The sequence below is a fragment of the Kribbella sp. NPDC055071 genome, from assembly GCF_053608045.1.
This window is the reverse complement of the sequence record NZ_JBSGUS010000017.1, coordinates 184,155-198,436: the sequence shown is the minus strand read 5'-3', so window position 1 is coordinate 198,436 and position 14,282 is coordinate 184,155. Positions and strand designations below refer to the sequence as shown.

At 67.6% G+C, this 14,282-nt stretch carries 15 protein-coding genes; 4 read left to right on the top strand and 11 right to left on the bottom strand.

Annotation, left to right across the window (positions count from 1 at the left end):
* Positions 1-573: 573 nt before the first annotated feature.
* On the top strand, positions 574-1,566 hold the full coding sequence (locus ACWF4Z_RS27365) for an acyltransferase domain-containing protein (protein ID WP_452245999.1): 993 nt from the start codon (positions 574-576) through the stop codon (positions 1,564-1,566).
* On the opposite strand, the gene glmM is transcribed toward ACWF4Z_RS27365, so the two are convergent.
* From glmM to rplM, 3 genes are read right to left on the bottom strand one after another with little or no spacing between them, the layout of a single operon-like run.
* On the bottom strand, positions 1,552-2,898 hold the full coding sequence (gene glmM, locus ACWF4Z_RS27360; RefSeq protein WP_452245998.1) for a phosphoglucosamine mutase: 1,347 nt from the start codon (positions 2,896-2,898) through the stop codon (positions 1,552-1,554). The genes ACWF4Z_RS27365 and glmM overlap by 15 nt on opposite strands.
* Before the next feature lie 7 nt (positions 2,899-2,905).
* The gene (gene rpsI, locus ACWF4Z_RS27355; protein WP_452245997.1) at positions 2,906-3,427 is read right to left on the bottom strand and encodes a 30S ribosomal protein S9; all 522 of its coding nucleotides are present in this window, start codon (positions 3,425-3,427) and stop codon (positions 2,906-2,908) included.
* Positions 3,428-3,463: 36 nt separating this feature from the next.
* Complete coding sequence (gene rplM / locus ACWF4Z_RS27350) at positions 3,464-3,907, bottom strand: 50S ribosomal protein L13 (protein WP_184840649.1); 444 nt, start codon at positions 3,905-3,907, stop codon at positions 3,464-3,466.
* 286 nt (positions 3,908-4,193) lie between these two features.
* Between rplM and ACWF4Z_RS27345 the strand changes: the two genes are divergently transcribed.
* Positions 4,194-5,480, top strand: coding sequence for a citrate synthase (locus tag ACWF4Z_RS27345; RefSeq protein WP_452245996.1), 1,287 nt, complete (start codon positions 4,194-4,196; stop codon positions 5,478-5,480).
* Positions 5,481-5,659: 179 nt separating this feature from the next.
* Here the strand turns inward: ACWF4Z_RS27345 and ACWF4Z_RS27340 are convergent, their stop codons facing one another.
* Positions 5,660-6,115: a nuclear transport factor 2 family protein gene (locus ACWF4Z_RS27340; protein ID WP_452245995.1), complete on the bottom strand. Its 456-nt coding sequence runs from the start codon at positions 6,113-6,115 to the stop codon at positions 5,660-5,662.
* Between the two features lie 115 nt (positions 6,116-6,230).
* Here ACWF4Z_RS27340 and ACWF4Z_RS27335 point away from each other — a divergent pair, with 115 nt between their 5' ends.
* On the top strand, positions 6,231-6,779 hold the full coding sequence (locus ACWF4Z_RS27335) for a TetR/AcrR family transcriptional regulator (RefSeq protein WP_452245994.1): 549 nt from the start codon (positions 6,231-6,233) through the stop codon (positions 6,777-6,779).
* Positions 6,776-7,780 carry a hypothetical protein gene (locus ACWF4Z_RS27330; RefSeq protein ID WP_452245993.1) on the top strand — a complete coding sequence of 335 codons (1,005 nt, stop codon included), beginning with the start codon at positions 6,776-6,778 and terminating at the stop codon, positions 7,778-7,780. Before ACWF4Z_RS27335 ends, ACWF4Z_RS27330 begins: the two co-directional genes overlap by 4 nt.
* Here ACWF4Z_RS27330 and ACWF4Z_RS27325 read toward each other — a convergent pair.
* The 7 genes from ACWF4Z_RS27325 to ACWF4Z_RS27295 all read right to left on the bottom strand — a co-directional run bounded on the left by ACWF4Z_RS27325 (position 7,777) and on the right by ACWF4Z_RS27295 (position 14,094).
* Positions 7,777-9,459 carry an ABC-F family ATP-binding cassette domain-containing protein gene (locus ACWF4Z_RS27325; RefSeq protein ID WP_452245992.1) on the bottom strand — a complete coding sequence of 561 codons (1,683 nt, stop codon included), beginning with the start codon at positions 9,457-9,459 and terminating at the stop codon, positions 7,777-7,779. The two genes, ACWF4Z_RS27330 and ACWF4Z_RS27325, sit on opposite strands and share 4 nt — an antisense overlap.
* A 45-nt stretch (positions 9,460-9,504) precedes the next feature.
* Entirely contained in the window at positions 9,505-10,290 is a 786-nt protein-coding gene (locus tag ACWF4Z_RS27320) for a hypothetical protein (RefSeq protein WP_452245991.1), read from the bottom strand.
* Positions 10,283-10,816, bottom strand: a complete 534-nt coding sequence (locus tag ACWF4Z_RS27315; RefSeq protein WP_452245990.1) for a SigE family RNA polymerase sigma factor — start codon at positions 10,814-10,816, stop codon at positions 10,283-10,285. Before ACWF4Z_RS27315 ends, ACWF4Z_RS27320 begins: the two co-directional genes overlap by 8 nt.
* A 4-nt stretch (positions 10,817-10,820) precedes the next feature.
* Positions 10,821-11,432, bottom strand: coding sequence for a class I SAM-dependent methyltransferase (locus ACWF4Z_RS27310; RefSeq protein WP_452245989.1), 612 nt, complete (start codon positions 11,430-11,432; stop codon positions 10,821-10,823).
* Complete coding sequence (gene truA / locus ACWF4Z_RS27305; protein ID WP_452245988.1) at positions 11,425-12,252, bottom strand: tRNA pseudouridine(38-40) synthase TruA; 828 nt, start codon at positions 12,250-12,252, stop codon at positions 11,425-11,427. The genes ACWF4Z_RS27310 and truA overlap by 8 nt, the downstream gene beginning before the upstream one ends.
* A 64-nt stretch (positions 12,253-12,316) precedes the next feature.
* Positions 12,317-13,024, bottom strand: coding sequence for a 50S ribosomal protein L17, sunset domain variant (rplQ, locus tag ACWF4Z_RS27300; protein ID WP_452245987.1), 708 nt, complete (start codon positions 13,022-13,024; stop codon positions 12,317-12,319).
* Between the two features lie 44 nt (positions 13,025-13,068).
* Positions 13,069-14,094, bottom strand: coding sequence for a DNA-directed RNA polymerase subunit alpha (locus tag ACWF4Z_RS27295; protein ID WP_452245986.1), 1,026 nt, complete (start codon positions 14,092-14,094; stop codon positions 13,069-13,071).
* Positions 14,095-14,282: the final 188 nt, after the last annotated feature.

Genomic DNA, 14,282 nt, shown 5'->3' with positions numbered 1-14,282 from the left:
TGCGTCCTTCCCTGGTCGCGGTGGTGTGGGTCAAGGGTCGAAGATCGCGCAGCGACGCCGAAGGCGCCCTTGACGCACACCGCCGTGACTAGCACGATCACGCAGCGGAGACCGCGAACCACAGTCCCTCCGCAGGGCCCAACCCAACCACAGTCCATCTCATCCACCCCCACCACATCTCCCACGCCAACCGCATCGGCGCAACACCGCGGATCCGCGCACCCGCCGAAGGCGGCAACACACGGCCGCCGTGAAGCGGTGACCGCAGCACGCCCGACATCACATCCCGTCGCGCACACCAGATGAATGCCTATCCGCCGCACCCGCCGAAGGCGGCAATAGGCAGCCGCCGCGCAGCGGTGACCGTTGCACCCCGGACATCACATCCCGTCGCGCACACCAACTGAACGCCTATCCGCGCGCCCGCCGGAGGCGGCAGCGGGCGACCGCCGCGGAGCGGTGGCCGGTTGGGCCGCGCATCCGTCACAACGGGCGGGAATTTGAGTCGTGCTTTTGGGGTGCGGCCCGTGTTCTCATCGGTTCGATGTGCCGGACCGATGAGAGGACGAGGGCGTGAATGCTGGGGATGCGGCCGAGCGATTGGGGCTTTCGGAGGCGGCGGCCGACTGGTTGCGGGGGCTCGACGCGGTGGAGGTGACGCTCCCGGATGATCGGGAGGCGCGCGAGCTGCTCGAGTTCTGTGGGGTTTTGGAGCGGGATCGCGACGACATGCTGGCGGCTCGACCGGATGCGGAGTGGATGACGGTCCTGCAGGCTCTCGCGGGCGAGCTGGATCGTGGGATGGATCAGCCGATCGAAGCCAATGGATTCATCGGCTGGCCGGCCATGACCACGTCTCCGGTCGGGTCGTTCGTGGTGCCTTGGGCGTTGGTGTCACAGTTGCCGCGGTTGCTCGCCGTACAGGCAGAACGTGGCATACCGGAGTCCGTCAGCAGAGCGTCTGCGTCCGGCCTGGGCGGGGTCCTGGCGACCCACCGGCAGGTGACTGGCCAGGCTGGGCTCGGGCTCTTCGACTTGTGGGGTCCCCCGTTGCGGTTTCGCGGGGCCGACGTTCAGGTCGGGCGGCATGCGTTCACGCGGGCGCAGTTCGCGTTGGGCGACGGGCCTGCGGGATATGGGCTGATGGTCCACGTGCCGCCGATCGGTCCGCTTGACGCCGCTGCGTCGGAGGAGTCGATGGCGGCCGCGCAGCGGTCTTTCGCGCAGTGGTATCCCGAGGAGCCGGTGACAATGCTCTCGTGTTGCTCCTGGCTGCTGGATCCGCAGCTCGGCGAGTACCTGAGCCCGGAGTCGAACATCATGCAGTTCCAGCGGCGCTTCACGTTGCTCCCGGAGCTGCCGCCGACGGATCCGTACGACGGCGACCGCTTCTTCCTGAGCTTCGGCCTGCAACAGACGGCTCCCGATGGGGAGATCGGGCCGGAGGATCTTGCTCGGGTACCGCAGGAGACCACGCTGCAACGAGCGTTCGTGGCGCACCTGCGGTCCGGTCGGCACTGGTCCCGGCGTACCGGGATCAGAATGACGGCGTCAGAGCTTCAGTGAGGTAGCGACAACGTCCGCGAGGGTGTGGGCGATTTCGTGAGCCGTGTCCGAGGACTCGGCCTCGACCATGACGCGGACCAGCGGCTCGGTGCCCGACGGGCGGAGCAGGACGCGACCGGTGTCACCAAGGCGGGTAGTGGCTTCGGCGACGGCGGTCTGCACCGCCGGGTCGTTGCCGGCCCGGGACTTGTCGACATCCTTGACGTTGACCAGGACCTGCGGCAGACGGGTCATCGCGGCGGCCAGGTCGGCGAGCGACTTGCCGGTCTCCGCGACGCGCGCGAGCAGCATGACCGCGGTCAGCGTGCCGTCGCCGGTGGTGGCGTGGTCGGACAGGATCACGTGCCCGGACTGCTCACCGCCGAGCTTGTGACCGCCGGCCTTCATGGCCTCGAGCACGTACCGGTCGCCGACCTTGGTCTGCTCGACCGCGATCCGCTCCCGGACCATCGCCTGGACGAAGCCCAGGTTGCTCATCACGGTCGCGACGACGGTGTCGTTGGACAGCTTGCCGCTGTCGCGCATGGCCAGCGCCAGAACCGCGAGGATCTGGTCGCCGTCGACGAGCTCGCCGTTCGCATCCACCGCCAGGCAGCGGTCCGCGTCGCCGTCGAGGGCGATGCCCACGTCGGCGCGGTGTCCGATCACCTCACGCTGCAGACCCTCGATGTGGGTCGAGCCGCAGTCAAGGTTGATGTTCAGGCCGTCCGGCGCGGCACCGATCGTAATCACCTCGGCACCGAGCCGGCGGAGAGCCTCCGGTGCGGTCAGGGAGGCGGCGCCGTTCGCGCAGTCGATCACGACCTTGAGGCCGTCGAACCGGTTCGGCGCCGAGCGGACCAGGTGCGAGACATAGGTCTCGAAGCCCTGCCCGTCGTCGATCACGCGACCCACGGCGGCGCCGGTCGGGCGCTGCCACTCCTCGCCCATCCGGGCCTCGATCGCGTCCTCGATCGCGTCGTCCAGCTTGATCCCGCCACGCGCCAGGAACTTGATGCCGTTGTCCGGCATCGGGTTGTGGCTGGCGGACAGCATCACGCCGAGATCGGCGCCGGTCGAGCCGGTCAGGTAGGCGACGGCCGGGGTCGGCAGCACGCCCAGCCGGATCACGTCGACGCCTGCGCTGGCCAGACCGGCCACCGCGGCGGCTTCCAGGAACTCACCACTGGCGCGAGGATCCCGACCCACAACGGCGCGTGGCCGGTGCCCTTCGAAGGCACCGGCCTCGCCGAGTACGTGAGCTGCCGCGACCGAGAGGTCGAGCGCCAGCTCCGCGGTCAGGTCCACGTTCGCCAGGCCACGGAATCCGTCCGTGCCGAACAAACGGCCCATCAGGAAATCAGCGCTTGCTGTACTGCGGAGCCTTGCGGGCCTTCTTGAGACCGGCCTTCTTGCGCTCCTTGATCCGCGCGTCGCGGCTGAGCAGACCAGCCTTCTTCAGACCTGGGCGGTTCGCCTCCTCGTCGGCGGCGTTCAGGCAGCGGGCGATCCCCAGCTGCAGCGCACCGGCCTGGCCGGTGATGCCACCGCCGTTGATCCGGGCGATCACGTCGTACGAGCCCTCGAGACCGGCGACCACGAACGGCTCGTTCACGTGCTGCTGGTGAACCTTGTTCGGGAAGTAGACGTCGATCGGCTTGCCGTTGACGGTGATGTTGCCCGTCCCCGGGACGAGCCGGACACGCGCCACAGCCTCCTTGCGGCGACCGGTGGCGCCGGCCGGGTTGATCACCGCGACGCGACCCGTCTCGGCGCGCTGCTCCGGAGTCGGGTTCGTCTCGGAGGTGTAGGCGACCGGGCCCTCAGTTTCGATGGGGACCTCGGGGTCGAACTCTTCGGTCTCGGTGGTGATGTCGCTCACGCTGTGAATCCTCGTTTACCTGGCTCGTCGATCGCTCTACTGGGCGATCTGGGTGATCTCGAACGGCTTCGGCTGCTGGGCCGTGTGCGGGTGCTCCGGACCGGCGTACACCTTCAGCTTGGTGAGAAGCTTCCGGCTCAGGCGGTTCTTCGGCAGCATGCCCCAGACGGCCTTCTCGACGGCCTTGCGCGGGTCCTTGTCGAGGATCTCCCCGATCGGCGTCGCGGTCAGACCACCCGGGTGACCCGAGTGGCGGTAGGCCAGCTTGTCCGTCCGCTTGGTGCCGGACAGCGCGACCTTGGAGGCGTTCACGACGACGACGAAGTCACCGCCGTCCACATGCGGGGCGTACGTCGGCTTGTGCTTGCCACGCAGCAGGGTGGCGATCTGGACGGCGAGCCGACCGAGCGTGACGTCGGTGGCGTCGATCACGTGCCACTCACGGGTGACGTCAGCAGGCTTCGGGCTGTACGTGCGCACGGTCGTTGACCTTCGTTTCTCAGAGGTTGACAAAACTGATACGTCGGCGAGCGGTCCGCCGACCTGACTGTGTCTCTGCGGGACCTGAAACGCACAACAGCAGCCCAGAATACCGGCGTCAGCACCCTGGGGTCAAAGCGAGCCCAGGCTGTCAGGGGACCCCAGCTTGGAACGAGCTGAGGACAGCACTAGTTTAGCCGTAAAGATTGCGATCCGAACCCGCGTCCCGCCGGCTGACGACACCCTCACTCACCAGGCGATGGCGCCAGCTTCCGAAGAGGGCATTGTGACCGAACAGTCGCTCACCGTCCGGGACAACCGGACCGGCAAGGACTACGACCTTGCCATCACCGATGGCACCATCCGAGCCGCGGATCTCAAGCAGATCAGCGCGGCCGAAGGAGACGGTGGCCTGGCCACCTACGACCCCGGTTTCGTCAACACCGCCTCCACCCGTTCCTCTGTCACCTTCATCGACGGCGACAAGGGCATCCTGGAGTACCGCGGGTATCCGATCGAGCAGCTCGCGGAGCAGTCGAACTATCTCGAGGTCGCTTACCTCCTGGTGAACGGCAAGCTACCGAACAAGGCCGAGTACGAGGCCTGGGCGCACGACGTGACGTATCACACGTTCGTGCACGAGAACCTGAAGACCTTCATGCAGGGCTTCCGGTACGACGCACACCCGATGGGGATGCTGCTCGCGTCGGTCGGGGCCCTGTCGACGTTCTACCCCGAGTCGCGCAACATCTTCGACGAGGAGTCCCGGGCGCTGCAGATCCGCCGGCTGATCGCGAAGATGCCGACGCTCGGCGCGTTCGCGTTCCGGCACGCCCAGGGCAAGCCGTACGTGTACCCGGACAACGAGCTCAGCTACGCGGCGAACTTCCTGTCGATGCTGTTCAAGATGAGCGAGCCCAAGTACGCCTCCGACGACCGGCTGGTGCGGGCGCTGGAGATCCTGTTCATCCTGCACGCGGACCACGAGCAGAACGCCTCCACCAACGCCGTACGCGCGATCGGCTCGACCCAGGTCGACCCGTACACCGCGGTGGCCGGCGGCATCGGCGCCCTCTACGGCCCGCTGCACGGCGGCGCCAACGAGGCTGTGCTGAAGATGCTCCGCCGGGTCGGCTCGGTCGACAACGTCCCGTCGTTCATCGAGGGCGTGAAGGCCGGCGAGGAGCGGCTGATGGGCTTCGGCCACCGGGTCTACAAGAACTACGACCCGCGCGCCAAGATCATCAAGAAGGCCGCCGACGACGTGTTCGAGGTGACGGGGATCAACCCGCTGCTGAAGATCGCGGTCGAGCTGGAGAAGATCGCGCTGGAGGACGAGTACTTCGTCTCCCGCAAGCTCTACCCGAACGTCGACTTCTACTCCGGCCTGATCTACGAGGCACTCTCGTTCCCGCCGGAGATGTTCACCGTGCTCTTCGCCATCCCGCGCACGTCGGGCTGGCTGGCGCAGTGGAAGGAGTCGCTCGGCGACTCCGACCAGAAGATCGCCCGCCCGAAGCAGATCTACACCGGCGCCCGGGGCGTCAAGTACGTCCCGATGAACGAGCGCTGACCCGCACCCCCCGAACAACCCCTCGACCAGTCGGTCGAGGGGTTGTTGTCTTTGGGCCGACACGAAAGGACACCGCTCCGCGGAGCGGTGTTCTCTGGCGGGGTTCTCTTCTGGTGAGTTGGAGATGGCCCCGGGCGGGCTGGGTGCCTCGGTCCGGGGCCATCTGGCGCCTCTGCGGATTAGGACGCAGCCGTGGCGGGGGTTGGTTCCCGCAGTGCGGCGATGAGGTGCTCGACCTGGCCGCGGGCCTTGATGTTCGCGACGTGGTCGATGTAGTCGCGGGACTCGACGATCAGGCCGTCCCGGACCCGGAGCACGAAGACACATGGCGTGCGGTACGGCGCTCCCGTGGCGAGGATCGTGCCGACGTAGTCGAACTCGGCCACGATCACCTCCGGATCCATGGTCTGGTGGACCCGGATGTTCTCCGGCTGGAACCGAACCACGTCCATCACCGGTGGACCGTTCACCCCGAAGTGTTCGCGGAGCGCATCGCGGCTCAGCAGCGGGTGGTCGCCGTACGGGTTCATCGGATGGCGTACGTCGGTCTCCTCGGCGTACAACGCGGGCAGCGCGTCGAAGTCGCGGTCGGCGACACCGTGGACCAGCTTCAGGAAGACCTCTTCGGGAGTCATCACGTTCCTCACTTAAACGAAGTTGAGACTCCGAATATATGGAGTCTCAACTTCGTTTACAACCCTGAGGCGGTTCGCTGCGTCTCCTAGGCTGAGGGCGACGAAGGGGTGCAGGGTGCGAGCAGACGCGCGGGACAACCGGGCCCGGATCATGACCGCGGCGGACGAGGTCTTCGGGCACTCGCCGAGCGCGTCCACCGACGATGTGGCACGGCTGGCCGGGGTCGGTATCGCGACCGTGTTCCGCCACTTCCCGACCAAGACCGCACTGCTCGAGGCCGTGCTCACGCTGCGCCTGGAGCGGCTGCGTGACCGCGCGCTCGAGCTGTCCGACAGCGACGACGCGGGTACGGCGTTCTTCGGCTTCTTCACCCAGGTCGTGTCGGAGTCCGCGTCGAAGCTCGCGATCGCCCAGGCCCTGGTCTCGGCCGGCTCGGATGCCGGCGAGGACGCACAGAAGGCGGGACGCGGACTGCGTGAGGCGTTCGACGGTCTACTCACCCGGGCTCAACAAGCCGGCGCCGTACGGACCGACACCGCGCTGCCTGAGGTCTATGCCCTGCTGATCGGCTCGTCGCGGGGAGCGACCGCCGCCGGCCTCGAGCCCGAGGTCCGCAACCGCATGCTGGCGTTGGTCTACGACGGCCTGAAGCCGCGTACGTGAGGCAGCGCTGGAGGACGTGGTCGCGTCGGCGCCGCGTCGTGCTGATCATCGCGCTCGCCTTCGTACTGCTGGTCCCGGTCCCGATCGGGGCTTACGCCGTCTCCCTACGAGTCCAGTACGCCGGTGACCCGACCGCGCGGACCCGCGACCACGACGCTCTCTGGCTGGGGCATGCGTGGGTCGACGGCCGCAAGAAGGCCACCGATGTGACCGCGTTGGCCAAGCAGCTCGAAGGCACGGGGATCCGGGATCTCTACGTCCACACGGGTCCGCTGGAGCACGACGGATCGTTGCCCTTGGCAAAGGTTGCGCCGAGGGCGGGCTGGTTCGTCCAGGCGATGAAGGCGGCAGCTCCGGCTGTTCGCGTGCAGGGGTGGCTCGGCGACGTCGTCCAACCGGCGAAGAACCCAGGGATGGATCTGGACGACCCGGCTGTGCGCCGGCGGGTGGCTGCGTCGGCCGCGGCCGTGCTGGAGCAGGGTTTCCAGGGGATTCACTTCGACTTCGAGCCGGTGCAGTCCGGGTCGGCCGGCTTCCTCGCCGTACTGGACGAGACGCACGCGGTGACGGCCGCTCTAGGTCTGCCGCTGTCCGTTGCAGCCGCGCAGATCGACCCGCTCTGGCAGCTCAACAGGCTCCCGATCGGCAAGTGGTGGTCGCAGGACTACTTCCGTCAGGTCGCCCAGCGGGTGGAGCAGATGGCGGTGATGTCGTACGACACCGCGATGCCGCTGGAGTCCTTGTACGGCGGTTATGTGGCCAAGCAGACCAGGCTGGCGCTGGAGGCCACTCCTGCGTCGACAGATCTGATCATGGGGCTTCCGGCGTACTGGGAGAGCAATCCGTCGCACTGGGGCCACGCCGAGACCGTCCAGGCCGCGGTCCGAGGTGCCCGCCTCGGACTGGGCACCTCGGACCGTCAGAACTTCGGACTGGCTCTGTACATCGACTTCACCGCCACACCGGACAACTGGGCCGCCTACCGCGACGGCTGGTCTTAGCGGGCGCGCTGGACCCGGCCTTCATCCCACACCGGTTCGTCCGACTCGTAGACCGTCCCGTCCGCGCCGAAGACGAGGTGACGGTCGAATCCACGGGCGAACCAGCGGTCATGGGTGACTGCCAGCACAGTCCCGTCGAACGAGTCGAGCCCTTCCTCCAGTGCCTCTGCTGACTCGACGTCCAGGTTGTCGGTCGGCTCATCGAGCAGGAGCAGCGTCGCACCGGACAACTCGAGCAGGAGGATCTGGAACCGCGCCTGCTGCCCACCGGACAGACTGTTGAAGGTCTGCTCGGCCGCATGGGCCAGCTCGTACCGATCCAGCTTCCGCGACGCCAGCTCACGACCCATGCCCTCGCGGTGATCGTCACCGCGGTGCAGGATCTCCAACAGCGTCCGGCCGACCAACTCCGGGTGCTCATGAGTCTGCGCGAACCACCCGGGCCGTACGCGCGCTCCGAGCTTTGCACTTCCGGTGTGAGCCACAGGTGCGATCTGTACGTCGCCAACCGGCTGGTGCTCCACGTCCGGGTCTGAGCCGCCGTTCGCGAGCAGACGCAGGAAGTGTGACTTGCCGGATCCGTTCGACCCCAGGACGGCGACACGCTCGCCGTACCAGACCTCGAGGTCGAAAGGCTTCATCAGCCCGGTCAGCTCGAGCTGCGTGCACACAACCGCCCGCTTGCCCGTGCGGCCGCCGGTCAGCCGCATGCTGACTTTCTGCTCGCGTGGGAGCGCCTGTGGCGGTCCGGCCTCCTCGAACATGCGCAGCCGGGTCTGAGCGGCCCGGTACCGCGAGGCCATGTCCGAGTTGTACGCCGCCTTCTGCTTGTACATCTGCACCAGCGCACGGAGCTTTGCGTGCTCCTCGTCCCAGCGCTTGCGCAGCTCCTCGAACCGCTCGAACCGGTGCTTCCGGGCCTCGTGGTACGTGCGGAAGCCGTCTCCGTGTGTCCAGGCGGTGTTGCCCGCGGCACTCAGCTCCACGGTGACGATCCGGGTGGCGGTGTTCGCCAGCAGCTCCCGATCGTGACTGATGTAGAGCACGGTCTTGTCGGTGCTGCGGAGCTGATCCTCCAGCCAGCGCTTCCCGGGGACGTCGAGGTAGTTGTCCGGCTCGTCGAGGATCAGGACCTGGTCCGGGCCGCGTAACAGGGCCTCCAGGACCAGGCGCTTCTGCTCACCGCCGGACAGCGTCTTCACCTCGCGCCAGCGGCAGCGGTCGAACGGGATGCCGAGTGCTGCCGACGTACAGACGTCCCAGAGGACCTCCGCGTCGTACCCGCCGACCTCGCCCCAGTCGGCCACCGCCTGGGCGTACTTGAGCTGGGTCTTCTCGTCCTCGGCCTCCATCATCGCCAGCTCGGCCCTGTCCAGCTTGGCCGCGGCCTGCTGGATCGCCTCCGGCGCGACACCGAGCAACAGGTCCCGAACGGTCGACTCGTCGCGCACCGAGCCGACGAACTGACGCATCACGCCCAGCCCGCCGGACCGCGAGATGCTGCCACTGTGCGGCTTCAGGTCACCGGCGATGATCCTGGTCAGCGTGGTCTTGCCCGACCCGTTCGCCCCGACCAGCGCGACCTTGGCCCCGTCCCCGACCCGGAACGTGATGTCGTCCAGCAACACCCGCCCGTCCGGCAGCTCGAACCCCACCCCGGCAACATCCACGTGACCCATTCCCCCAGTCTGACCGCCCGGACCAGGAGAGGCGAACCGTTATCCCTACCAGCCCTTGAGGGCGCTGAGGAAGGTGCCACCGGCCGGGCGGACCGTGCCGATCATGAAGAGTTTGAGTGGAGCGGCGTAGAGACCGTAGGTGTGGGCGCCGGTGAAGAAGCCGGCTGTGTCGCAGCCGTCGTACTGGACCCAGATCTCGCGGATGCCATCGGCGGTCGTGAAGCGCAGGACGATCGCCTCGGCGGGCACCGCGGCCTGTGGGGTGCACTTGAAGACGGGGAGGGCCGGGTTGCGCTCAGGCAGCACCTTGATGGCGTCGACCACCTGCTGGGCGACCTGCGCGGTGAACGCCTGCTGCCCCAGCAACACACCATTCGCAATCGAATAGCGGCAGGCCTCAAGCCCCTTCACCGGCGTCTGCAGGTCGAGCCCTGTCCCAGCCGGTACGGAGTTGGGTCCGTCGGCCTTGAGAATCGCGTGATCGGGCGGACAAGCCGGCTGGGCGACCGGAGTCGGCGCCGCCGGAGCCATGCCTTGAGTCGTCTTACCGGACGCGTTTCCGGCGGCCTCCCCGGCGCCACTCTTCGAGTCGGCGGCGCTGGTGCTGCTGCTCTCCGTGCCGCTCTGCGTGAGGCTCCAGCCACCACCGATGACCACGGCGACCGCTACCACCGCCGCGGCCGCACTCAGGGTCGACCGGCGCTTCCGGACGCGTCTGCGTGCCTCCTGGGCCAGACCGGCCGCACTATCGTTAGGAGCCGCGTCGGCCCGGTCGCGGAACGCCGAGGTGAGCTTGGGGCCGAGTTCCTGCTCAGGGTCGTGCTCAGGCATCCTCGGCTCCTTCCGTGCTCAGCGTGGTCTTCAGGGCGGCAAGTGCTCGATGGACGTGTGATCTGGCGGTCGCCTCCGCGCAATGCAGCAGCACACCGATCTCGGCGTACGAAAGCTCCTCGTAGAACCGCAGTACGACGGCTGCTCGCTGCTTGTCCGGGAGCGTCGCGCACAGCGCCCACACCGCGTCCGACTCGGCCCGCGCGCTCGCACCGTCCGGTGCGGCCGACGCGGTCCGGACCGGGTCCGGCGTCGGCGCCTCCCGGCGGCGGAACTTCCGCCACCAGGAGATGTGCGCGTTCACCACCATCCGCTTCACGTACGCCTCGGGATCGTCGGCCCGGCTCACCCGGCTCCACCGGGCACAAGCCGTCGTCAACGCATCCTGTACGGCGTCCTCGGCCAGGCTGGAGTCCCCGGTGAGTACATAGGCGAACCGCAGCAGCGCGTCGGCCTTCGCGGTGACCCACACCTCGAAGTCGATCGCCTCGGACCGCGCCTCCACACCCACCAAGGCAGCCTCCATACCCTCAGGACGGTGACGAACTCGCGTTCGTTGCACGTAGGACCCGGAAGCCCTTTGCGCTGCCGACACGGTCGCAGGGGTAGCCCTGGTCGGTCAGCCAGCGCTGGAGCGAGTCGCCGCCGAGGTTCTTGCCGACGACGAACCATGCCACGCCGTCGGGTGCAAGGCGAGCCAGCCAGCGCAGCAGCATCTTGTGGAGCTCGGGTTTGCCGATGTGGATGGCCGGGTTGCTCCAGATCTGATCGAAGACCACGTCGTCCGGTACGTCGTCCGGCAGCGCGGGCTTCACGCGATCCTCCACACCGGCCTTGCGCGCGTTCTCTGCGGTGAGCTCCAGCGCACGGGTGTTCACATCGACCGCCCACACCACTGCACTCGACTCGACGGCCAAGGCGCACGCAATCGGCCCGTAGCCGGTGCCGAGGTCGAGGAACGTGCCGGGTGCTGTTGGTGGAGCTACTTCACGCAGCAAAACCGCCGTACCCATGTCCAGGCGGTCTCGGGAGAACACACCGGTCGCGGTGGTGAACGTGTACTCGCGTCCCCAGATCCGAGCCTCGACAGTACGGCGTACGTCCGCAGAACCAGGCTCTGCGGAGAAGTAGTGGTCAGCCACGCTGGTGTACCTCTCCCCTGACCTGACGGGCCTCGAGCGCCCGCGCGGCCAGCTCGTCATCGGCTGGGTAACGCACTTCCTCCAGTGTGAGCCCGTGTGCGGGCACCACCGCCACCGCCGAGTCCCGCACCTTTCCAGCCAGTACGGCGGCCGGCCACTCGACCTCACGGCGTCCGTCCCCCACCGGGATCATCGAACCGACCAGCGCCCGGACCATCGAGTGGCAGAAGGCGTCCGCGATCACAGTGCCCTCGAGGAGCCCAGGAGCCGTCCGCCGCCAGGAGTACTCAAGTAGGGCCCGCACTGTGCTGGCTCCCTCCCGTTTCTTGCAGAACGCCGCGAAGTCGTGCTCCCCGAGCAGACCGGCGGCGGCCGCGTTCATCCGATCCACGTCCAATGGGCGGCCCACCCGCAGCACCTGTCCTCGGGCCAGCGGGTCCCAGCCGACAGGGTCGTCGCACAGGCGGTAGACGTACCGACGGGCCAGAGCGGAGAACCGTGCGTCAAAACCCTCTGGAGCCGCGCTGACAGCCGTGACAGCCACATCGTCGGGCAGGAAGCCGTTCAGGCCTCTCAACAGCCTCAGCGGGTCCACAGCGCCTTCGAGGTCCACATGCGTAACCTGACCGCGGGCATGGACACCGGTGTCCGTACGACCGGCGCACGTCACGCTGACTCGGTCCGGCAACCGCAGTACGACATCAAGCGCCTCCTCCAGCACGCCCTGCACCGTCCGGAGACTCTCCTGACGAGCCCAGCCATGGAAGGCCGTTCCGTCGTACCTGAGGTCGATCCGCCAACGCCCAATACCGTCGAACACAGTGCAATCTAACGCAAACAGCGCCCCTCACCGTGCGGTGAGGGGCGCTGTGAGGCAGTGCGTGTTACTTGTCGTCGTCCTCGGTCTCGCCGGCCTTGGCGAAGCCCGCGGCCTCGGCGTCCGCCTCGGTCTTGAACCAGACCTCGGCGACCGTCTGGTCGTACCAGGGCGACTCGGTGGTGTGGTACTTCATCGAGTTCTCGTTGCCCTTGATCGTGTAACCCTCCGGCGCGGAGCCGTCGGCGAGCGGGGCAGCGGACTTCTTGAACGCACCGGCCACGATGTCCTGGACGTTCTCGTCCTGAACGTCGTCCTGCACGTCGTCGGCCTTGGCCTCGGTCTCCGCCTGCTTGGCGGTGGCCTTCTTGGCCGGAGCCTTCTTGGCGGCGGCCTTCTTCGCCTTCGGGGACTCCGACAGCGCCTCGACCAGCTCGATCTTCACCATCGGGGCGTTGTCGCCCTTGCGGGGACCGAGCTTGGTGATCCGGGTGTAGCCACCCGGACGGTCGGCGTACCGCTCGCCGATCTCGGTGAAGAGCACGTGCACGACGCTCTTGTCCCGGATCCGCTTCATCACCTGACGGCGCGAGTTCAGGTCACCACGCTTCGCCTTGGTGATCATCGACTCGGCCAGCGGCTGCAGGCGCTTGGCCTTGGCCGCGGTGGTGGTGATGGCGCCGTGCTCGAACAGCGACGTCGCGAGGTTGCTGAGGATCAGCTTCTCGTGCGCCGGGCTGCCGCCCAGCCGGGCACCCTTGGTGGGGGTAGGCATCTCTTACTCCAGGGATCTCAGGCCACGTCGGCCCGGGGTGGGTGTCAGTACTGCTCGGTCTCGGCGAAGCTCTCGTCCTCGTCGTCGGCCTCGGTGCCGTAGGCCTCGGCGGCCGCACGCAGGTCGAAGCCAGGAGGCGAGTCCTTCAGCGACAGGCCCATCTCGGCCAGCTTCAGCTTGACCTCGTCGATCGACTTGGAGCCGAAGTTGCGGATGTCCAGCAGGTCCTGCTCGCTGCGCGAGATCAGCTCACCCACGGTGTGGATGCCCTCGCGCTTGAGGCAGTTGTACGACCGGACGGTCAGCTGCAGGTCCTCGACCGGCAGGGCCAGGTCGGCGGCCATCTGCTCGTCCACCGGCGACGGGCCGATGTCGATGCCCTCGGCCTCGACGTTCAGCTCGCGGGCCAGCCCGAACAGCTCGACCAGGGTCTTACCGGCGGATGCGACCGCGTCCCGCGGCAGCATCGACGGCTTGGTCTCGACGTCGACCACGAGGCGGTCGAAGTCGGTGCGCTGCTCGACGCGGGTCGCCTCGACCTTGTAGGTGACCTTGAGGACCGGCGAGTAGATCGAGTCGACCGGCATGCGGCCGATCTCGGCGTCGGCGGACTTGTTCTGAACGGCGGACACGTAGCCGCGACCGCGCTCGACGACCAGCTCCATCTCGAGCCGGCCCTTCTCGTTCAGGGTGGCGATCTTCAGGTCCGGGTTGTGCACCTCGACACCGGCCGGCGGCGCGATGTCCGCGGCGGTGACGTCACCGGGGCCCTGCTTGCGCAGGTACATGGTGACCGGCTCGTCGTGCTCGGAGGAGACGACCAGGTCCTTCAGGTTCAGGATCAGCTGGGTGGCGTCTTCCTTGACCCCGGCAACGGTCGAGAACTCGTGCAGGACACCGTCGACCTTGATGCTGGTGACGGCGGCACCGGGGATGGACGACAGCAGGGTCCGGCGGATCGAGTTGCCGAGGGTGTAGCCGAAGCCCGGCTCGAGCGGCTCGATGACGAACCGCGAGCGGTGCTCGCCGACAACCTCTTCGGTCAGTGTGGGGCGTTGTGCGATCAGCACTTCGTGTTCCTTCTTTCGTTCGCGACGACCACTATTTGAGGTCGCGAGGGGTGAAGCCCCGACCAGGTCCCGGCGGGGGGCGCAGCCCCCCGCGGGGCGGGGGTGAGTTGTTGGGGTAGGTGTGTGTTTTAAAAAACAGACGCGGCCCACGACAAAAACAGGGTATGTATAGGGGGTGGGCGGGTAAT